The 21,533-nt window shown below is 52.7% G+C and carries 13 protein-coding genes and 1 pseudogene; 10 read left to right on the top strand and 4 right to left on the bottom strand.

Annotated features, from left to right (window positions below; genetic code table 11):
* The first annotated feature begins 44 nt into the window (after positions 1-44).
* From FPL14_RS09525 to FPL14_RS09490, 8 genes are all read left to right on the top strand, one after another.
* Positions 45-1,577, top strand: coding sequence for a DUF3502 domain-containing protein (locus FPL14_RS09525; RefSeq protein ID WP_182302755.1), 1,533 nt, complete (start codon positions 45-47; stop codon positions 1,575-1,577).
* 31 nt (positions 1,578-1,608) lie between these two features.
* Entirely contained in the window at positions 1,609-2,655 is a 1,047-nt protein-coding gene (locus tag FPL14_RS09520) for a glycoside hydrolase family 130 protein (RefSeq protein ID WP_182302754.1), read from the top strand.
* Positions 2,656-2,752: 97 nt separating this feature from the next.
* Positions 2,753-9,475, top strand: a complete 6,723-nt coding sequence (locus FPL14_RS09515; RefSeq protein ID WP_182302753.1) for a polysaccharide lyase family 8 super-sandwich domain-containing protein — start codon at positions 2,753-2,755, stop codon at positions 9,473-9,475.
* Positions 9,476-9,664: 189 nt separating this feature from the next.
* On the top strand, positions 9,665-10,741 hold the full coding sequence (locus FPL14_RS09510) for a Gfo/Idh/MocA family protein (protein ID WP_182302752.1): 1,077 nt from the start codon (positions 9,665-9,667) through the stop codon (positions 10,739-10,741).
* 174 nt (positions 10,742-10,915) lie between these two features.
* On the top strand, positions 10,916-12,550 hold the full coding sequence (locus FPL14_RS09505; RefSeq protein WP_182302751.1) for a spore germination protein: 1,635 nt from the start codon (positions 10,916-10,918) through the stop codon (positions 12,548-12,550).
* The gene (locus tag FPL14_RS09500; RefSeq protein ID WP_182302750.1) at positions 12,547-13,659 is read left to right on the top strand and encodes a GerAB/ArcD/ProY family transporter; all 1,113 of its coding nucleotides are present in this window, start codon (positions 12,547-12,549) and stop codon (positions 13,657-13,659) included. Before FPL14_RS09505 ends, FPL14_RS09500 begins: the two co-directional genes overlap by 4 nt.
* Positions 13,637-14,875: a Ger(x)C family spore germination protein gene (locus FPL14_RS09495; RefSeq protein WP_324617891.1), complete on the top strand. Its 1,239-nt coding sequence runs from the start codon at positions 13,637-13,639 to the stop codon at positions 14,873-14,875. The genes FPL14_RS09500 and FPL14_RS09495 overlap by 23 nt, the downstream gene beginning before the upstream one ends.
* Before the next feature lie 35 nt (positions 14,876-14,910).
* Complete coding sequence (locus FPL14_RS09490) at positions 14,911-15,123, top strand: CLC_0170 family protein (RefSeq protein ID WP_229263855.1); 213 nt, start codon at positions 14,911-14,913, stop codon at positions 15,121-15,123.
* Between the two features lie 80 nt (positions 15,124-15,203).
* Here FPL14_RS09490 and FPL14_RS29570 read toward each other — a convergent pair.
* The 3 genes and pseudogenes from FPL14_RS29570 to FPL14_RS09480 all read right to left on the bottom strand — a co-directional run.
* Positions 15,204-15,836, bottom strand: a pseudogene (locus FPL14_RS29570) (superoxide dismutase); the annotation flags it as partial.
* 107 nt (positions 15,837-15,943) lie between these two features.
* The gene (locus tag FPL14_RS29565; RefSeq protein WP_220471228.1) at positions 15,944-16,450 is read right to left on the bottom strand and encodes a DUF2935 domain-containing protein; all 507 of its coding nucleotides are present in this window, start codon (positions 16,448-16,450) and stop codon (positions 15,944-15,946) included.
* 93 nt (positions 16,451-16,543) lie between these two features.
* Entirely contained in the window at positions 16,544-17,614 is a 1,071-nt protein-coding gene (locus tag FPL14_RS09480; RefSeq protein WP_229263853.1) for an alpha/beta hydrolase, read from the bottom strand.
* Positions 17,615-17,831: 217 nt separating this feature from the next.
* On the opposite strand from FPL14_RS09480, the gene FPL14_RS09475 reads away from it, so the two are divergent.
* Together FPL14_RS09475 and FPL14_RS09470 are read left to right on the top strand one after the other, a co-directional pair.
* Positions 17,832-18,575, top strand: coding sequence for an IclR family transcriptional regulator (locus FPL14_RS09475; protein WP_182302749.1), 744 nt, complete (start codon positions 17,832-17,834; stop codon positions 18,573-18,575).
* 64 nt (positions 18,576-18,639) lie between these two features.
* Positions 18,640-20,301 (top strand): stalk domain-containing protein, encoded by a 1,662-nt coding sequence (locus FPL14_RS09470; protein WP_182302748.1) that lies wholly within the window; start codon positions 18,640-18,642, stop codon positions 20,299-20,301.
* A 59-nt stretch (positions 20,302-20,360) separates the two neighbouring features.
* On the opposite strand, the gene FPL14_RS09465 is transcribed toward FPL14_RS09470, so the two are convergent.
* Complete coding sequence (locus tag FPL14_RS09465) at positions 20,361-21,485, bottom strand: tetratricopeptide repeat protein (protein WP_182302747.1); 1,125 nt, start codon at positions 21,483-21,485, stop codon at positions 20,361-20,363.
* Between the last annotated feature and the right edge of the window lie 48 nt (positions 21,486-21,533).

The raw sequence follows: 21,533 nt of genomic DNA, 5'->3' as shown, positions 1-21,533 counted from the left end.
GTTAATCATAGACTTTTTTTCATTAGATAAGGGAGGTTAACGAAATGAGATTGAAAAAATGGTTTGGCGCGGCGACGACCGCGGTATTGGCTTCGTCACTGATGTTGGCGGGCTGCGCAGGCAAATCGGAGACTGGCGCCAATGTAGGGAATTCTCCAACGAATACGGGAAGCGCTGCACCCGCGACGAAGGAAACGGTGATGCTGAAAGCTTATTTTCCAGGGGATAAGCCGGCGGGCTTTGACGATGTGCTGCAGGCGGTCAACGACAAATTGAAAGCGGACAACGTCGGAGCGGCCTTGAACATCAATTTCTTGCCGTGGTCCGATTACGGGAATGCGGTTTCCGTAAAGATGTCCGCCGGGGAAGATTTCGATATGTATTTGGATGCCCCATGGTTATCCATGAATCAGATGATCGCCAGCAATTCTTTGATGGAACTGGATGCCATGGTGGCCGAGCGTCCGGAGCTCAAAGCGTCCATTCCCGATGAAATGTGGGATTATAACAAATTTGAAGGCAAAATTATGGGCATTCCGCTCGGCACCACCCAAGGCCAGGTATACGGCTTGCTTATCCGCAAAGATTTGCGCGAGAAATACGGACTTCCCGAGTTGAGAACGCTCGACGATCTGGAGAAATTTTTGTATGCGGTCAAGGAAAACGAGAAGGATGTCAAGCCCTTCGTCATTAACGGCATCAAAGCAGATAAACTTCCGTTTATCCTGAGCGAATCCGCTAATCAGGCGCTCGATGAAGTGCTCGAGATCGGCGTCAACATGTTCGCCTATTCAACCAAGGACAAGAAGGTTGTCAGTCAATGGGCAAGCCCGATGATTGCCGATGCTTATGAACGCGTCACCAAATACTACAAGGACGGCATACTTTCCAAAAATATCGCGCAGGAGCAAAATGCGGAAACGCTGTTCAAGCAAGGAAAATATGCGGCCACCTATTATGCGGCTGACGGCGTGGAGGGATTGAAATATTCGGAAATGCTGCAAGACGGTAACGTCAAGCTTGAGGTTTTCGTGCCGAACGGGGATAAGGCCAAGCCTTATACCGCTTTCCAGCAATGGAATTTCCTTTGCGTTCCGACTTCATCCAAGCATGCCGATTTAGCTTTAGACGTAGCCAACTGGTTGTCCGTTAAGGAAAACCACGATTTGATGGAATACGGCATTCAAGGGAAGGACTGGGAACCTGTCGGCGATACGAGCTATAAGGTGCTGTCCAACTATTCGTTCCCGGGCTATGTGCTGACCTGGCGGCCAACGCTGAACCGCACGCCGGATACGATGATGCCGGATGACAAGAAGTGGTTCGACTTCTCCACCAACCCGGCCAATTTCACGCTTAGTCCAACGTCGGGCTTCAACTTTAACGCTGAGAAGGTGAAGACGGAATATGCCAAAATTACGCCGCTTCACGATTCGATCTTCCTGCCGCTAAGTCAAGGCGTGCTGCCTGCGGATAGAGGCAAGGCGATGCTGGAGGAAAAAATGGAGAGCCTCGGCGGACAAAAAGTGATCGATGAAATTCAAGCGCAAATCAACGCCGTTACATCCGGTAAATAATAGCACCTAAATACTGAAAGAGGTATTTCACATGAACGTAAAACGCTGCGAGCAAAATCCTGTTATACGGGCCGAGGACGTTGCGCCCTCCCGCCCCGACTTTCGAGTGCTTGGTGCGTTTAATGCAGGCGTTGCGCAGTTACGGGATGAAATTATCCTGTTGCTGCGCGTTGCGGAAGCGCCAGTATCGGACCGGGCGGATGAAGTGCTTATCCCCCGGCTGAACGAAGCGGGTACTCATGTACTTGTAGAGCGTTACGACAAGACCGATCCGAGTTATGATTTCTCCGACTCGCGCTTCGTAGTAAGGGACGGACGAACGGTCATGCTCACCTCCTTATCTCATTTGCGGGTGGCGCGAAGCAAGGACGGCGTTCATTTCGACATCGAGCCGCAGCCGGCCTTGTTTCCGGAACACGCCCTGGAAGCGTGGGGAATCGAAGATCCGCGCGTGACCCAAATCGGGGACATGTATTATATCACCTACAGTTCCGCCTCCGCTCGCGGCGTTGGCGTCGGCGTGGCGGAGACCCGGGATTTCCGAACATTCAAGCGTCGCGGGCTGATGCTGGCTCCCGAGAATAAGGACGTCATGATATTCCCGGAAAAAATTAACGGCAAATACTACGCTTTGCACCGTCCGGTGCCGAAATCGTTCGGCTCTCCCGAGATGTGGATCGCCGAATCGCCCGATTTGGACCATTGGGGGAACCATCGCTTCCTGATGGGGCTTAGCGAACAAGGATGGGATTCGGCTCGAATGGGTGGCGGCGCGGTTCCGATTCGAACCGATCGCGGCTGGCTTGCCTTGTACCACGGAGCGGACAGCAAGCATCGCTATTGCATGGGCGCGGTGCTGCTCGACTTGGAAAATCCGGCCAAGGTGATCGCGAGATCTCGCGTACCCGTATTGGAGCCGGAAGCTGCATATGAAGTGAATGGATTTTTCGGCAAGGTCGTGTTTTCGTGCGGAGCCCTTTTGCAGGATCAAACGATCCGCATGTATTATGGCGCCGCGGACGAAGTGATGGCTGTAGTAGACATACCATTGGATGATATATATAACACTTTTTTATAACGGGTTGAAGGCAGCGTGAGCTGCCTTCTTCAATCCATAGATTGGAAAGCGCTATCAGGGAATTTTTAAGTTTAGATTAACAAAGGAGGAGACATGCATGAGTAAACTGTTGAAATCGTTGATGGCATTCGTACTTTTAGTAGGAACGATGAGTATATCTACGAATGTTGTTCGTGCTGCGGAACGCAGCACGCTGAGTATGGATCAAACGGTTGTGGAACGCGGGCAGCCGTTAACCATCCATTATACAGGGGCTCAAGGTACTAAAGATTGGATCGGTATTTACCTTAAAAGCGAAACGCCCAAAAAGGGGACCAACGCCTGGAAATGGGAGTATGTGAATGATCTTCCCGCCGGCACGGTAACCCTTACAGACAAAAGCGAGGGACGAAAAGAGTATCCAAATCTCAAAGATTTGGCGCCAGGCGAATATTACATCGCATATTTACTTAATGACGGTTATACGGAAAATGCTGATCGCTTCTACTTCCAAATTGTTGACAATGCCATCACACAGTTGAAGGCGACTCCCGAATCGGTGGAGTTAAGGCTGAATGAACTAGAGAACAGCGCACAACTGCAAGTTGAAGCCACGTATAATACGAATGAAACCAAAGATGTAACAGTGGCAAATGGCATCCAGTATGTTAGCAGCAATCAACAGGTGGCTACGGTTACCTCAACAGGATTGGTGAAGGCCGTATCAGCGGGGACCGCTGAGATAAACATTACGCACGAAGGGAAATCGACAACGGTTGAAGTCACGGTAACTTCGACGACGCCGGGCCCCGACCCGAAATCGGAAATCGAGTTCACGGTGATGAGCTTGAACGTTTGGGCGGGGGATGCCATTAAAAAGAACGGCAAAGATAATGTAGTCAATTTCCTCGCGAATTTGATCCAGGTGTCAGGCGCGGATGTGGTAGGTATTCAAGAATCCAAAGATGAAATCGTAAACCAGGCGGCAGCATTGTTAGGATACTATGTCCGCATTAAGGCGGGCACAGATATTAGCTTCATAAGCAAATATCCGATACTCGATGTGGATAAGGAAAAAGATTACTACCTGATTGAAGTCGATCCTGGCAGAGCGGTGGCCATTGGCAATATGCACTTGTCGTCTTCGCCTTACGGTCCTTATAGCGTTGCAGACGGCAAGACAGCGGAGAGTGTCATTGCCGATGAAAACCTTAAACATATGGCCGAGATGCGTAACCAGTTCAGCAAGCTTCCTGCGCTTGCCGAGCAAGGGATGCCTGTCTTTCTGACGGGAGACTTTAATGTGCCGTCGCACCTGGATTGGACGGAGGCGACGAAAGACCGCTATTTCGGCAAAGCGGTGGAATGGCCGGTATCGAAGAAGCTGGATCAATTGGGCATGGTCGATTCTTATCGGGCCGTGCATCCTGATCCGGCCGCAGCGCCAGGGATCACTTGGGCGGTCGAAGGCACCGAGTGGAGAAAGCCGGAAGTCTATGACCGGCTTGACTATGTGTATGCCGGGGGTCCTGCGACAACGCTGGAAAGCAAATTGATCGGCGAGAAGGAGGTTAAAAGCGGACCGACATCTTATGCGGACATCCAATTGGATACTTATTTGTCCGACCACCGCGCTGTCGTATCCAAGTTCAATGTGAAGCCTCGCAGTTACGCGGACTTGAATCTGCCTGCGGCCCCCGAGCCCGAATACAGCGGCACGCTAAGTATGGATCAAACGGTTGTAGAGCGCGGGCAGCCGCTAACCATCCATTACACAGGGGCTCAAGGAAATAAAGATTGGATTGGTATTTACCTCAAGAGCGAAACTCCTAAAAAGGGGACGAATGCCTGGAAATGGGGTTATGTGAACGGTCTTCCCGATGGCACGATAACACTTACAGACAAAAGCGAGGGTCGAAAAGAGTATCCAAGTCTAAAAGACTTGGCGCCAGGCGAGTACTACATCGCATTTTTACTTAATGACGGTTATGCGGAAAATGCTGATCGCTTCTATTTCCAAATTGTTGACAAGACCAGCACTCCTCAAGAGATCGCGAATATGAAAATGATGAAAGAACGGATGGTTGACTTTTACATCTCCAAAGATATCATAAACGACGGAACGAACGGTCGAGTCGAATGGACCTTCAAATCACAGGCCGGCACTTACTTAGCCAGTCAAAACGCGAACGGAAGCTGGACGGATGTCGATTACGCAGATACAACCAATGCGAATATGGGGAAGCCTTGGTCCCCCTATCTTGCGCTGGATCGAATGCAATCGATGGCTCAGGCGTTTGCTGATCCGGGCGGTCCATACTATCATGACGAAGCTCTATTAGCTGGTATTCAACAGGGGCTGGACTACTGGTTTATGGTAAAGCCGACTTCAACCAACTGGTGGGAAACCGGAATCGGCAAACAATTAAGGCTAGAAAAAATCGCGCTTTTATGTGAAGGCTACTTAACTGAGGAGCAAACCTCCAACATTGTCGCTACATTAGACAGTAAACCGCACACTGTCGATGGAACCAATTCGTCCTGGTACAATCAAAATTATATGTACCGCGGCTTGTTGCTCGAGGATGCGAATATCGTTCGGGACGCTGTGAAGGCATTTAACGCGTTAGCGAATGTAACGACGACCGTAACGGGAATTCAGGCGGACATGTCTTTCTTCATGCATGGCAAAACGAATTATACGACGGGTTACGGAAGAAGCTTTGCCAGAGATATGGCATTCTGGGCTTACGTTACTTCGGGCACTGCCTTCCCGTTCAGCAAGGCAGCGATCGATTCGTTATCGTCATACATTTTGGACGGCACCAGGTATCTCGTGAGAGGCGATGTCGCCGATCTGGGCATGGGGATGAATGGACCCGAATGGCCGGGTTATTCGAGTGCGGCTTTGACCTATTACGAAGATCCGCTGGTGTGGATGCAGCCAGCCAACCCGGCGAGAGCTGCGGAGTTTGCGAGTTTCCTTGACAATATTCGCAATGTTGGCACGAGCACGAGCAATGGACAGGACGCTAACAATATCACGCAATGGCAGACGCTCGTCTCCTCCCATATGCGGGATGACTATGGGATTACGGTCAAGATGTCTTCCAAAACAGTCAAAGGCGGCGAAAAGAGAACAATTCATCCTAGCGGATATAACCTGCTGCACTGGACGGCGCAAGGGGCCACTGCTATCCAAAGAACCGGCGACGAATATCGACCGATCTACCCGCTGATGGACTGGAGACATATTCCAGGTACGACGGCTCCGTACGCATTCACGAAAGATACGAATTTCAACAATGCCCAAACGTTCGTAGGCGGAGTGACGAATGAGCGTTATGGCGCAACCGCATTTGATTTCAATAAGCTGAGTACGAGCGGAAAGAAAGGTTACTTTTTCTTCGACGATGAGATGGTTGCGCTTGGAGCAGGAATCAAATCGACAACTACGGATGCCATTCACACGACATTGAATCAAAGCCAAGCGGTAGGCGAAGTTCTCGTAGACGGCAATCTGCTTGCAGCCGGAGCAGCGCAGACGATAACGAACGGTCGCTGGGCATATAATGATAAGATTGGCTATATATTCCCGAGTTCGACGAATTTTCAAGTACAACAGGAGACGAAAACAGGAAGCTGGAGCGACGTCATTAAGGACAGTTCAACGGAGCCGATCACTCTTCCGGTTTTCTCTATTTGGTTGGACCATGGCGTAAAGCCGACAAATGCCTCCTATGAGTACATTGTATTGCCAAACAAAACTTCCGATGAGGTCAGCAATTATGCGAGCAGCAACCCAATAAGCATTCTCTCAAATACTGTGTCGATTCAGGCCGTTCGGCATAATACTTTGGAAATTGCGGAATTGCTGTTTTATAAAGCAGGAACGGTGGAGTTGAGAGACGGGTTGACTGTTACAGTAGATAAACCCGCCATGGTTATGGTTGACGAATCTGTAGCACCTGTCCGTATTTCAGTCGCCAATCCCGAGACGCCGGGAATTACAGTGAACGTTACGCTGGATCGTAACGGAGAACAATCCACGACAAGCTATAAGCTCGGCAAGGATACGTTCACAGGCCGAAGCATGACTTTGAATGAGGGAGCCTCTCACGACGACAGAGGATTCGATCTCGCTTACGATAAAGGCGCGACCGCTTCATCGAGCAAAGACAACCTGCATGCTTCGAATGCTACGGATATTTACAGGACTTCGTATTGGGGTTCAAACCATTCGGATAATGAATGGATTTATGTTGATTTGCAAGATCAATATACGATCAATAAAGTTAGGCTTAATTGGGAGAAAGCTTACGGGAAAAGTTATAAAATTCAAGTATCGAACGATGCTGTCGCCTGGACGGATGTTTACTCAACGACGACGGGTAACGGAGGAATCGTCGACATTCCTTTCAGACCGGTCAGTGCCAAGTATGTTCGGATGCAGGGCGTTCAGCAGGGTACCGGAAATGGCTACTCGCTTAATGAATTTAGCGTGTATGAAGCCGTACCGCCCAATCTTGCTGAAGGCATGCCGGTAGTGGCAAGCTCTTCCAGAGCCGCGGACGTGGCTCCCGGGAATGCCGTCGATGGCTTTTTGAATACCCGCTGGGGATCTAACTATTCCGATCTGCAGTGGATCTACGTCGATCTTGGCTCGAGCCAATCCATCGAGAAGGTCATGTTGCATTGGGAATCCGCGTACGGGAAGGAGTATCAAATTCAGATTTCCGACGACACGGCGAACTGGAAGACGGTATACGGCACCACAAACGGAGCCGGAGGAGTCGAAGAGATCTCCTTCGAACCGGTGAATGCCAGATACGTTCGGATGAATGGCATGAAAAGAGGGAGCGCCTACGGCTACTCGCTCTGGGAATTTAAAGTGTATTCTGCTCTTAAGTCCGTCCCGGACGCTCCTGCCGATGTGCGTGCCGTCGGTCTAGACGGGTCCGCTGAGGTGAGCTTCGCCGCGCCGATCCATAATGGCGGAAGCGAAATTACAGGCTATAAAGTAACCGCTTGGGCGAACGGAGAAGCCGTTACGGCGGCGGAAGGTACGGATAGCCCGATCACTGCCACCGGTCTGACGAACGGTACGGCGTATACCTTTACGGTAGTCGCGACGAACGCTCAAGGCGATTCGGCGGCATCCGAGCCGTCGAACGAAGTGATCCCGTTGGCGGATGCAGGTACTGTTCCGGCTTCGCCCGCGAATTTGACGGCGGCGCCCGGCGACCGATCCGTAACCTTAAGATGGGACGCTTCGGCGGAAAGCGTCACCTATTCCGTGTACCAATATGAAGGCATGGCGGCGCCGGCCGATCCGGGCAACTGGCAGCTGGTTCAAGCCAGCGTAACGGAAGCCACGTATGCAGTAACCGGATTGACGAACGGAACGAGCTATGCGTTCGCGGTGAAAGCCGTAGCTGCGAGAGGCGGGAGCGATTTCTCCAATGCCGTGACGGCGACGCCGAAATCGACATTGTCGCTGGTTCCGGCAGCGCCGGTTCACCTCGCCGCGGCGGCGGGCGACCGGAAAGTTTCGCTGAGGTGGGACGCCGTGGCCGGAGCGGATCGCTATGTCGTTTACAAGTATGCAGGGTCAGCGGCTCCGGTTGATCCGGCCGGTTGGGTGCAAGTACAGGCGAACGTCGCGGAAACCGCGTTCACGGTAACCGGTCTGACGAACGGCACGCGATACGCGTTCTCAGTGAAAGCCGTGGGAGCGGGGGGCGAGAGCGAGTTCTCCGATGCCGTAACGGCGACACCGAAGGCTCCGCAACCGGAGACGCCGCAACCGGAGACTCCGGTCAGCGGCAGCGGCACAGGCAATGGCAATGATACTTCCGTCATCAAATCGAACAACGGCACCATCCTTATTCCGAGCGGACGGGCCGGCGAGGTCAGCCTCGATAACGAAGTTATCCTTACGATAGGCGCAGGAGCGGCGGAGCAAGAGCTGCGCATCGAGATCGAGAAGCTGTCCAGTACGGCAAACCTCGTATTCGATAAGGAAAAGTTAGTCAGCAGCGTCTTTGAATTGACGAAAAATAGGGCAGGAAACTTCAAGAAGCCGATCGTGATCTCGATGAAGTTCGATCCGTCTCTCGCGGGAGACAATCAAAGAGTCGCTATCTTCTATTATGACGAAGCAAAGAAAGTATGGATTGAAATAGGCGGCGTAGCGAAAGGCGATCGAATTACGGCCGAAGTGGATCACTTCACCAAGTTTGCGGTCATGGCTGTAGGCGAGAAGAAGGACGAAAGCGGCGAACCGAACGCGCCGGCGCCATCGTTCGCAGACATCGCGGGACATTGGGCGAAGAGCGCCATCCTGAGCGCGGCGGGCATGAAGCTTGTCAGCGGCTATCCGGATGGAACGTTCAAGCCGAATGCCGCCATTACCCGCGCCGAATTTACGGTCATGCTGGCAAAGGCGCTTAAGCTGGAAGGAGCAGGTTCAGCGACTGCGTTTACGGACGAAGCCGCAATCGGCGGATGGGCGAAGCAAGAGATCGCGAATGCCGTTGAAGCAAGTATTGTGAGCGGGTACGCGGACGGCAGTTTCCGGCCGAATGCGCGTATTACCCGTGCGGAAATGGCAGCGATGATCGCTAGAGCCCTTAAACTGTCTGCTGAAGCAGAAGCAACAACCGGCTTCGCGGACGATCAGGACATCCCGAAATGGGCGAAAGGCGCAATTGAGGCGGTTCGCAAGCTGGGCATCGTGAATGGCCGCGGCGACAATAAGTTCGTTCCGAACGGTACCGCGGCCCGAGCGGAAGCGGTGACTCTATTGGTGCGGATATTGGAGCTTGGCACAGAACGATAAAATAAAACATAGATGACAGCAGGCACAGCGGAGGAACGGATATGTTCCTCATGCTGTGCCTGTTACCGCATGGCAATGATACTTGTGCAAATTAAGATACAAACTAAGCTATATCGGTCATCGAAAGAGTGCCGTACGATGGATTATGATAGCGTTATCAGACAACGCAAAAGTCGAGGAGGCTTATTCATGAGTAATCAGCAAAAAATTCGAATCGGTTTGATCGGCGCAGGAAATATCGGAAACGTTCACTTGCAGGAATTCGGTAAGCTTAAGGAGGAGTGCGAATTCGTGGCGATCACGGATGTCTTTCTTCCGCTTGCCGAGCAAAGAGCGCAGCAATACGGCATTCCCGTCGTGTCCGCGTCTCCGGAAGAGCTCATCCGCCGCGAGGACGTAGATGCCGTTATCGTCGCGGTACCTAACCAAGCGCATGCTTCCCTGACGATCCTTGCTCTAGAGCAAGGCAAGCACGTTCTAGTCGAGAAGCCGATGGGCCTGGACTCCGAAGCGGCCAAGGAAATCGTAAGGGCTCAGAAACGTACCGGGAAAACGGTCATGGTCGCGCACCAAATGCGTTGGGAGCCGCTGGCTTTGCAAGTGAAGGAGCAGATCGACCGCGGGGAACTTGGCCGTATTTATACGGCTAAGACAGGCTGGTATCGGCGCAAAGGGATACCGGGATGGGGAACATGGTTTACCCAACACGGACAATCGGGGGGAGGACCTCTGATCGACATCGGCGTTCATATGCTGGACTTGGCGTTTTTCCTCATGGGCGAGCCTAAGCCGGTATCGGTATACGGTTCTACCTACGCGGAGTTCGGTCCTCGGAAAAAAGGGATCGGCAGCTGGGGCAAGCCGAACTGGAACGGCATCTATGACGTCGAAGATCTCGCTACGGCGATAATCAAGATGGAGGATGGCACATCTCTTACGCTTGAAGTAAGCTGGGCGGTCCATATGGATACGGACAGCTCTCCTTTCCTTCACTTGATGGGCTCCGACGGCGGCGCGGTGCTTCGCGGCAGCGAGGGTAAATTTTTAACGGAGCGGTTCGACCAGACGATGGATATCCCGCTTGTCGCGCCGTCGGAGGATGAAGGCGCGCGCGTACGCTTGAGCCGGCATTTCCTCGATTGCGTTCGCACGGGCCAAGCTCCTTGGACTTCGGCGGAAACGGGCTTGCGCAGCAACCTGATCATCGACGCCATCTACGAATCTTCCCGCAAGGGCGGGGAAGTGAAGCTGGATTGGAGCCTGTAATCGGCATTAAACATTAGTCCTGCTAGATCGTTAAACAGTCCCAGCCATCGCGGCTGGGACTGTTTGCGTTATGGACTCGATCGTAAAAAGTTGTTTAAAAGACGGTCAATTGCCAAACAATAACATTCCAAGTTCCTTATCCCATGCAATAGAATACGGCGGTGAAAATCCACGATGCTGAAGAAGTCGAAGAGAAACGATAAACCTACGGTTCACGAGGCTCCGGATCCGCCTCAAGACGAGCTTCAAGGAGCGAAGATCAGCGGAGATCTGGAAGATACGATCGCGGTTATCAACGGCGTACTAGGCGAGAACGACGATTATGAGGTTCGCAGGTTTCACGTATTCGGACAACATCCCGCGGCATTAATTTATTACACCCACATGAGCGACGTGACGATGCTGAATTCCGAAATATTGAGGCCGCTCATGTACGGGCCTCCGAATTTAGACGAGAAGATTAACAACGGAAGCCCGTTAATGGATATCCTGCTCAAAGATACGTTGTACCACGTAGAGGTGAAATCGGAAAATCTGCTTGCCAAATCGATCGTGGGCATCGTTCGCGGCCAGACGCTGTTCGTCGTCGAAGGATTGGAAGAGGTATTGCTCATCAGTACCCGCAAAATCGAGAAACGCTCGATCGACCAACCGGCGACCGAACAGGTCATCCGGGGACCGCGCGAAGGATTTATCGAACTGCTGAGCGTGAACATTGCTCTGCTCCGTTACCGTCTGCAATCTCCGGACTTTCGGATCAAGACGATTGAAGTCGGACGCAGAACGCAAACGAAGGTCGCGATTTGTTTTATTCACGGGATAACGAATCCGGACCTCGTCGACGAAGTAAACAGACGGCTGTCCGTCATCGATATCGACGCGATTCTGGATTCCGGATATTTGGAACAGTTTATCGAGGACAACCAGCTGTCGCCTTTCCCGCAAGTCCAGAATACGGAGAGGCCGGACAAAGTCGTTGCCAACCTGTTGGAAGGCAGAGTCGCCATTCTCGCCGACGGATCCCCCCTGGCTCTGGTCGTTCCGACGGTATTCAGTCAGCTCTATCAGACGGTCGAGGACTACACCGAACGGTTCCTTCTGATGAGCGCCATTCGTCTCGCCCGCCTTATCGCGCTAGTGTTCTCGCTTGTATTTCCTTCTCTGTACGTAGCGATCATTTCCTTCAATCCGGAGCTTATCCCGACGGAGTTCGCCGTAGCGGTGGCCGGAGGGCGCGCGGGGGTACCCTTTCCGGCCATTATAGAAGTGTTGGTGATCGAAATCTCCATGGAGGTACTGCGGGAAGCGACGATTCGATTGCCGCAGCAAGTCGGCGGCGCCTTATCCATCGTGGGCGTATTGGTCGTCGGACAGGCCGCGGTCGCCGCGGGGTTCGCCAGTCCGATAACCGTCGTTATTATCGCTCTGACGACGATCGGCTCGTTTGCAACCCCGGCTTATAACGTGGCGCTTGCCCTGCGGCTCTTGCGGTTCCCGCTTATCATACTGGCCGGCATATTCGGCTTGTACGGGGTGATGATAGGGCTGATCCTCATCGCGAACCATCTTCTTTCTTTGAAGTCGTTCGGCATTCCGTATTTGAGTCCGCTTGTTCCCGGCAACTTCCGGGGGATGAAGGATTTGGTCGTGCGCGGCCCGTTATGGTGGATGAGAAGAAGGCCGGCATTCCTCTTCCCGATGGATAAAATCAGATTAAGCGGCAAAACGGTCGAAGAAATGAAAAAGCCGCAAAACAACGCGATGGATCCGCTAAAGTTCAAAGAAGATCGGAAGGAGTCCGAAGAATGAGGGAATCCCGGCAAATTACAATGATTCAGGCGGCGGCTATTCTTATCAGCACCATTATCGGCGTAGGCGTGCTCCCGATCCCTCTTTTTGCCGTTCGTGCCGCCGATTCCGGGGCTCCTCTCGTTACATTCTTAGGAGTGGTGCTTGCATTTGTAGGCTTGTTTCTGATTACGGTGCTCGGCATGCGATTCCCGAACCAGTCGATCGTCCAATACAGCGAAGCGATTATCGGAAAGTGGTTCTCCTGGATCGGGAGCGCGGCGATTATCGGTTTTTTCGCCGTTCTGACGTCGCTGACCGCGAGAGAGTTCGGAGAAGTGGTGATTACATCGGTATTGACCAAGACGCCGCTAGAGGTCACCGTTATCGTGATGCTGCTGCTTGCCGCGATCTCCACTCGCAACGATATAACGACGTTCGCGTACATTCACTATTTTTATTTTCCGCTTCTCTTGGGCCCGGCTTTGTTAATCGTCGCGCTGTCTTTGAAAAATTCCGACGTGATCAATCTTTTGCCGGTCTGGGGCAACGAACATAAAGGAATGATCAGAGGCGTGATGACTATTGGGGCTTTGTTTCAAGGTTCATTCATTATTACGACGGTCATTCCGGCCATGCGTCATCCCGAGAAAGCGATGAAGGCAAGCCTGTGGGGGATGGTCATCTCGGGTGGGTTGTACGTGACGATCGTCGCGGCGACGGTAAGCGTCTTCGGTTCCGAAGAAACGAAGAATCTGCTTTGGCCGACGTTGGAGCTGGCGAAGGCGACATCGTTGCCCGCGAACGTTTTGGAACGCTTGGATGCCGCGTTTCTGGCCGTGTGGGTAACGGCGGTATTCACGACTCTCTTCTCGAGTTATTTTCTTGCGATCAAAGAGATGAGCAAGCTGTTTCGCTTGCGCGACCACAAAATGTTTGCTTTTTTTCTTTTGCCTGCCGTTTTTTTCATCGCGATGGTTCCTCAGAACATCTTGAACATGTATGAAATTATCCAAAGCGTCGGCAGGATCGGACTCGTCATTACGATCGCGTACCCGGGATTGCTGCTGATCATCGCCATGATTCGCAAAAAAAGAGGGGATTCCAGTGAGAATCAACCGAGTGTTTAGAGGGATTAAGCTGTCAGTCATCGTAGCGATGATGTTTCCTTTGCTGACAGCCTGTTGGGACCGTCTGGAAATTGAAGAACGCGCCGTCGTGCTGGGCATATCGGTTGATGCGGCAAGCAAGGAAACGGAAAAAGAAGAGGATGAAATCTCCCATATTACCGCCGGATTTCCGGAACCCGCCAAGGGAATGATCAGGATCACGGTGCAAATCGCCCTTCCCGGTAAAATCCCGCTAGGTCCCGGCGAAAGCGGGGGAGGGGGGAAAGGGGGAGCGGAACAAACCGTATGGGTCATTAGCATGGTAGGGCATACGATGGATGACGCTCTTATGAATTTGCAGCAGCAAATTTCCGGCAGAATCTTTTTCGGCCATTTGCGGGTTATCGTCGTTTCCGAAGAGTTGGCCAAAATCGGAATGCAAAATATTAACGACTATCTCCGCCGAAACCCGGAAGTGCGGAGAATGGCATGGATGCTGGTCTCGAAAGGCAAAGCGGAAAGATTAATGAGAGCAGCGCCGGAGCTGGAACGCGTTCCGGCACTCTATCTCATGTCGACAATGGATAATTCGGTCAAATTAGGCAAGTTCCCGGTGAACTACGTTGGCATGTATTGGAGCAACTCCGCGAAAAAAGGGCAGGAGGGATACCTGCCATACGTGGAGTTAAAGAAAAAACAGAACATAGAAGTCAAGGGATTAGCGTATTTCAAAGAGGATAAATTGGTGGGTACCACGAAACCGTTCGAAATCGCCGCCTACATGGCGATTAAAGGGATGAATCCGGCCGGGTATCGAGGGGTTATTAAGGTCGATGGGTCATCGAATACCGTTACCGTATATGCAACGTCCCGCAAATCGAAATTCAGCGTCAAGACCGTGAACGGCCGGCCGAAGATTACCGTATCGATCTTTACCGAGATTAATCTCGAAGAGAAGGTCAACGAACAGTTTTACGTAAGCAATTCCAAAATTTTAAAAGAAATCGAAGAAACGAACAAGAAGTCGCTAAAAAAGTCAACCGAGTCTTTAATCGGGAAATTGCAGGAGGAAGGCGTCGATATTTTCGGCTTCGGAGAATATATTCGCGCGAAAAAACCGTCCTATTGGAACAGCCAAGTCAAAACCAACGAGAAGTGGCATGAACGGTTTAGGGAGCTTGAAGTCGAAGTAAGAGTAAACTCCAAAATCCGGCGGATCGGAATGAAAGCCAAGTAATAATCAAAAAAGATGGACCAAGGAGCGGATCGCGGGTGATAGGCGGAAACGGTTATACAGGTTCTTTCGGGTATATTATCCCTTTGTGTCTGCTAACGGGATTGTTCATTTTGCGTTGGGACGTCAAAGGATACGAGACCTCGTCCATGGGCAAGGAGAAGAAGGTCGCCGGGATTGTCGGATGGATAAACGTATGGTGCGGAATATTGTTGTTTGTCGGGAACTGGATCTCTAATAAGTGGGGCTAACGGAACAAGCATACCGCTCCCGAACGGATAAGGATTTCTGCCCTTCCTCCGGGAGCGATACGTTCGAAGCGCATTAGAAGTTAATAAGGCACCCATTGCACCGTCTTCGCGGTAGCGTATCTTTCGGACACGTAAGGCCAATTGACGACGTTCCACCAGTCTCTAATATAGCCTGCGCGTTCGTTCTGATGCTTGAGGTAATAGGCATGCTCCCAAACGTCAAGCGGGAGAAGCGGGATCACGTCCCACTGCGACAGGTTCTGATGCTTCTCCGCCGTCAGGATCTCCAGCCGGCGGCTGCGCGGACTCCACACGAGAATAGCCCAGCCTCCTCCTTCGACTTTGTTGGCGGCCTCCGTAAACTGCTTCCTGAAAGCATCGTAGCTGCCGAAGCTTCTGTTGATTTCATCCAACAGCGGGCCGGTAGGCTTGCCTCCCCCCCGAGGCGACATAGCGTCCCAGAATAACGTGTGCAGGTAATGTCCGGCGCCGTTAAAGGCAAGCTCTCTTTCCCAATGCTTCACCAGATCGAAGTCGCCCGTATGCCGGGCTTCCTCCAACTTTTTCTCGGCTTTGTTTAATCCGTCGACGTAGCTCTGGTGATGTTTGTCGTGATGGATTTTCATCGTTCTCTCGTCGATATAAGGCTCTAAAGCTTTGTACGAGTATGGGAGAGGCGGCAGCTTATGCCCTCCGATCGGGACAGGATTTCCCGGCGCGGCCGCGGAGAGGGGGGGCACGGAATTACCCGTCGGATTAGACCAAGTGCTGCCGGGACGATTGTCTTCGGCTTCGTCTTGAGCGGTCTGAGGCCGTAATTTCAGAAGTTCGTCGGCCGGTTCGGGGCCGGAAAAGCCCTCGGGACTATCCTCGTTCTCTCCTTGCGATCGGGATAACGCGATTGCCCCGACCGTTCGAGTTGGCCCATGATCCCTCCAAAGTAATCCGTCTGGCGTTGGATGTAGGCAAGCGGGAGCTCCGGGTTTTGCATTCGGGAGAGGGCTTCGCTATGCCCGGGAAGAAGCTGCAATTGACGGCTGAATTCCCTCGACTGTTCCAGCGAATCCTCCAGCAGCTTCGGAACGATGTCGGCCCACTCTTGCGTGAAACGGGCAGGCTCGTTTTCGATAAACAGTTTGTTTCGCTGCGCGAAATCGCGCGTGCTCGCGAATACGTTCTCCCACTCGGACAGCCATCTCACGTACGGGGGCTCCAACGCCGGCACGAGGGAACGCAGCATGTTCGCGTGCTCTAACTCCTGAGCTTTCCAGTAGCCGATCTCTTCCAGTAACTGCAGGGGCATAATATCGCCTTGAACGGATGACATAAATAACCTCCCCATGATTGCGAATTGACGAAGTAGACTTCGTACAAAGCGTATGCAAGAGGAGGCTCGTATAATGCCTATAAGTTATGGGTCCTATGCTGATGCCGGTACTACCGTTTGTGCAGGAATAATGGAACTCCCCGATTCAGTGGCCGGAAGTTTGGCCAGCACTCCCGAATGTACGCTATCGAGGAAAACCGTCATGCGTTGAACGTATTCTTCGGTGTGAGTGCGGTAGATCATTTCATGTATGGCGTCCGGAACGATCCACAGCTGGGAGAGGGAATTCGTCTGCGCTTTGGCGACGTTCTCGGAAAGATAGACCGGAGCTTTGTCGTCCGCGGTTCCATGGATCAGGAAAATCGGGAAATCGAAAGCGGTTGTCTGTACTTGGGCTGCCGGGATTTGCTCCAACCGGGTACCGCTCATAAGCGGAAAAAATTTGCGGATAAGCGACAAGGAAGGATATCTCGGAAGATTCACGTAGTTGCTGATATTGTAATATATGGTTTCGTCGTCGGGAAGAAAGGTGCTATCCAATATCATGGCGTCGACGGGGGCGGTTTGCAGGGCGGCTTGCAGCGCCGTTCCGGCACCCATCGAGAATCCCCATACGATCAGTTCTTGGCTGCCTTGCTCGCGTGCGAATTGGATGGCTCCGAGAAGCTGCTGCGATTCGATTCTGCCTCCCGTAGCAGGGGTGGCATGCGTCTTGCTGGCAAACCCGTAGTCGAACATAAGGACATTATAATTCATTCCGTGCAGGAGATCAGCCAGATCGTACATAGGTACCCAGAACTCTTCCCGGTTGGCGCCGTACCCGTGGCTGAGCACGACCGTTTTTTGGCTCGTCTCGGCGGGAATCCACCAGCCGTCGACTAACGTCCGATTGTCCGCGCTTGCGAATGTGACCTCGGAGTAAGCCAGGTTTTTGGCGAGCATCGGGTTCGAGGATAGCGGCGCGACCGGCGGATGGGAGAGCGCCCAAGCCGCATAAGCATGAAACGCTACGAACAGCATGACGAGCAGGCAAAAAACGACAAAGGCCAAGTTGAGGGACAACCGTCCCAGCTTCTGAATCCAACCGCGTTCGGACGGTTGAACCGGAACCGGGAAAGCTGCTCCCGAACCGACTAGAGGTAGGGGCGTCGACATCGTTGTCATCTAGGATCGCCTCGCTTTGCGTATGCACTGTCGTACACTAGTAACCTCATCGTAGAACGAGAGACCTATAGCGTCAATGAGCCTGCGAGACTTGTAAATCATACGTAATCAAATTGTAATAAAGCGCTTCCAACATTTACGCGCATCTCCTTTTGCGTTATACTGGGTGTAACAAAGTTTCATAGAGTGAAACGATAGGGATGTGGAGGGAAAGCTTGTGGAGGAAGAGAAACGAACGGTTCGCGCGGTGGAAAGAGCATTGGACGTACTTCTCTGTTTTGCCTCAGGTCACGAATGGGGTTTAACGGAAATCGCCGGACGCGTTGGTTTACATAAAAGCACCGTGTTTCGGCTTTTGGCGACATTGGAAGATAAGGGCTTCGTAACGCGCGACAGCGCGACGGACAAATACCGTCTGGGGTTAAGCGTATTGGAATTGTCCGCGAACCTGTCGCGTTCGGACGATCCTTCCGTCGTGCTTCTCCCGGAGATGGAGCGGCTGAGAGACCAATTAAGCGAGACGGTCAGCCTGTACGTGAGAGACCGCGCGGAACGCGTAAGAATCCAAGCCGTGCAGAGCATGCAAGCGATCCGCCGGGTAGCAACGGTGGGAGCCCGCTTGCCGCTCTCGGTGGGTGCTTCCAGCAAGGTGCTGCTAGCCTTCGCGGAGCCGGGGATCCGAGGTCTCGTAATGGCGGATCCGGCCTGGCCGACCCATCTGGACCGCGGAGCATTCGGGAAACAGCTCGACGACATCGTCGCGATCGGTTACGCCACGAGCTACGAGGAACGGGAGCCTGGAGCGGCGGCGGTATCCGCGCCGATCTTCAACCGTTCGGGCAAGCTGGTCGCGGCGCTGTCCGTCTCGGGACCTTCTAACCGGTTGACCCCGGACCGCATGCACGAGGTCGCCCCGGCAATTATTGAGGCAGCGCATCGCATGGGTACGATGCTGGGGTAAATTCCTAAAAGGTCATGTCCGATTATAGAAAAGGAATGATTACATCGAAGAGGCGGGGTCAGAGGTGCGGAACAGGTTGAACAAAGCGGTGAAGCGGGTTGCTTTGCTTGGTTTAGCAGGGGTGCTGGCGCTCGCGGGCGAAGGGATCAAGGCGGCGTCCGCGGCACCGGACGACAGCAAGTTTATCGTTGACGTTGCCTTCGGCAACTATCATAGCGTTGCGGTGGCCAAGGACGGAACGGTATGGTCCTGGGGGAGTAACGGATTAGGCCAACTCGGGCTTGGAAAAGGAATTACGGGTTCGCAAGTTCCCGCTAAAGTGAACGGGATCGATCATGTGATCGACGTAGACGCGGGCAGCTTCTATACGGCGGCTCTTCGGGACGACGGCACGGTATGGGTGTGGGGCTCCAATATGGATGGCCAGCTCGGGGACGGAACGTATAGTTCCCTTGGGCCGCCGGATAGCACCGGAGGGAGGCGCATCGCGGATGATCGCAACGCTTATAAGCCGCAGGTCGTTCCCCAATTGAACAACATCGCGGGAATAAGCGCGATGGGCAGGGGAATCGTCGCGTGGGACAAGGAAGGTTCGCTATGGCGGTGGGGAGAGTCGCTGATGGGTAATCCCTACTCGGGCATGAGCGAGGAGCACGAGAAGCTGAAGTTGACGCCATCCCGCAATGAAGCTTTCGCTAACGTAAAATCCGTAGCGTCGGAAGATTCGGTGTTCGCGGCGCTGACCGGCGACGGAACGGTAACCATGACAGGTTCGAACGTTTTCGGTCAGCTGGGGAACGGCGAACGGGACTATTCATATTCTTCCGCGACGGTTCAAGTGCCGGGGCTCGCGAACGTCTCTCGCGTGGATACGAACGGCAGAACGGCGATCGCCTACTTGCGGAATGGCCAAGTGTTGCAATGGGGACAGTCCCTGTTGGAATCCAAAGGGCTAAACCCTACGGATTCCGCTGCATACGATCGAATACCGGTTAATTTGGTCCCTGAAGCGACGAAAGAGCTGCAAGGATTCTCGGATATCCAAGGTACGATTTTTAGATTCACGGAGCCGTCGTTCCTCGCTCTCAAACCGGATGGGACGGTATGGACGCATGGCGATAATTCACAGGGACAGCTTGGCGTATCCGGCGTTAAAGAAAGATATAGCTGGGGACGGGTGAACGGCTTGCCTGCCATCGCGGCGATCAAGGGAGGGGGAGGCACTTCCGCGGCCATAGGCAAGGACGGAAGCTTATGGACTTGGGGCTGGAACGCGAACGGTCGACTGGGCGACGGTTCTACGACCAAACGGTTCGCTCCCGTCGCCATCGGCGGCTTCGGGAGCTCGATTGCTCAGCCGGCTGCGGAGATGACGGCAATTGAGCTAAAGGTAAACGGCAAGCTTGTCTCCCTGTCCGTAAAGCCCGAGTTGAACAAAGGCATGGTCGTGATGCCGCTCTCGCAATCCGCCAAAGCATTCGGCGCGAAGCTGACATGGGACAAGAACAAACAGACGGCAACGGTCGTTCTGGGGAAAAACAAGGTCATCCTGAAAAAGAATAACGCGCAGGGAACGGTGAACGGCAAAGCCGTGAAGCTTCCCGTCGCCGCGCAAGAGAAAGCCGGAGATTGGCTAGTATCCGCTGACTGGCTTGCCAAGCAGCTAGGCGGCACGGCCAAGCTGGATTCCGGTAAGCGAGTATTAACCATCACCTTGCCTAAATAAGCATAGAGAAAGCCCTCGCTTGGGAAGCGAGGGCTTTTGTTAATTATAAGACGGACGTTTTACTTCATCCGATCCTTTACCCTCTTAGGGGCGATAGTAGATGCTTTGCTGCCGAGCAGCTTCCAGTATTGCTTGTAGTGGGCTTTGGCGGCCGTTTTCTGACCAAGCGTCCATTCGACGTCGGCTATGTTAAGGTAGGCAACCGTACGCGAAGGAACGAGCTTAATTACGTTAGCCAGAATCGGTTGGGCTTCCTTGTTGCGTCCGGCAAGAGACAGGAAGTATCCGTAGTCGTTCAGGATTCCGACATACGCGCTTAGAGTCAGCCGAGATTCCCGATAGTTCGAGTCGTCCGGATTGCCGACGATATCCGTTTTTTTCAACGTTCCGACCGTATATCCCCATATGCCGAAAGCATCTCCATATTGATCCAATCCGTATTCGAGGTATTTGATCGCTTTTTTAACGTCTTTCTTCTGCACTTGGAGCGCCTTCTGGTGGGCGAGCTTCAACGCGGGCGCAGCAAGCGTAAAGTTGCTTTCGTAGAAACTCGGGTACAAAGGAAACATGGAATCGTATTGGGCAATTAACCCTTCGATGTCTTTGGCTTTAACCAATTGTGCCTTTTCCTCGAAATAGAGCTTGGTAGGGTCGTCGAATTCATGTTCGGCGACGTAAAAAGTATCTCCCGCCCATTCGAGATCCACGTACGATTCATAAGCGCTATAAGGAGATTGGGTCCATATGTAGACATGGTTGCCCGCTGTAGAGAATTCGAGCTTCGCGGTATTGAGAAACATGTCGCCGGCGTCGCTGCTCACCGCGCGATTCAGTAATTTGATGCTGGAGGCATCTTCGTTCGCGGTGACGAGAACGAGCTCTATCCACTCGTAGTTGTACACGAAAGAGAGAAATTGCCGCGTATACCCTTTCGGATAGTTGCCGAGATCAACCTCGTATACCGTTCCAGTCGTAATCGCGGAGGCATCTTCCTCGCTTAGCTCCAACGAATCCTTAATGAACTTCGAGATCGGTTCGAACAGCTCTTGGCCGCCTTTTAGCTCGGACAGCATAATCGGTTCAAAGCTCTCCTCCGAGTTGGCCGTTCCCGGTGCGATTTGTACGCTGAGAAGAGCGAATATCGCCAAAGTGAAAGATAAAGTCCATCTTTTCCAGTATTTCATCGTAGGGTATCCGCCTTATAAGAGAAAATAACTGCGGTCAAATGTTAC

It is taken from the genome of Cohnella cholangitidis (assembly GCF_014107495.1).
Classification (GTDB): Bacteria; Bacillota; Bacilli; order Paenibacillales; family Paenibacillaceae; genus Cohnella; species Cohnella cholangitidis.
The sequence above is the reverse complement of the archived record's forward strand: the minus strand, read 5'-3'. Positions and strand labels throughout refer to the sequence as shown.

Coding starts and splice junctions, on each gene's coding strand:
- FPL14_RS09525 (WP_182302755.1), top strand. CDS start 45: ATGAGATTGAAAAAATGGTTTGGCGCGGCGACGACCGCGGTATTGGCT.
- FPL14_RS09520 (WP_182302754.1), top strand. CDS start 1,609: ATGAACGTAAAACGCTGCGAGCAAAATCCTGTTATACGGGCCGAGGAC.
- FPL14_RS09515 (WP_182302753.1), top strand. CDS start 2,753: ATGAGTAAACTGTTGAAATCGTTGATGGCATTCGTACTTTTAGTAGGA.
- FPL14_RS09510 (WP_182302752.1), top strand. CDS start 9,665: ATGAGTAATCAGCAAAAAATTCGAATCGGTTTGATCGGCGCAGGAAAT.
- FPL14_RS09505 (WP_182302751.1), top strand. CDS start 10,916: ATGCTGAAGAAGTCGAAGAGAAACGATAAACCTACGGTTCACGAGGCT.
- FPL14_RS09500 (WP_182302750.1), top strand. CDS start 12,547: ATGAGGGAATCCCGGCAAATTACAATGATTCAGGCGGCGGCTATTCTT.
- FPL14_RS29565 (WP_220471228.1), bottom strand. CDS start 16,450: ATGTCATCCGTTCAAGGCGATATTATGCCCCTGCAGTTACTGGAAGAG.
- FPL14_RS09480 (WP_229263853.1), bottom strand. CDS start 17,614: ATGACAACGATGTCGACGCCCCTACCTCTAGTCGGTTCGGGAGCAGCT.
- FPL14_RS09465 (WP_182302747.1), bottom strand. CDS start 21,485: ATGAAATACTGGAAAAGATGGACTTTATCTTTCACTTTGGCGATATTC.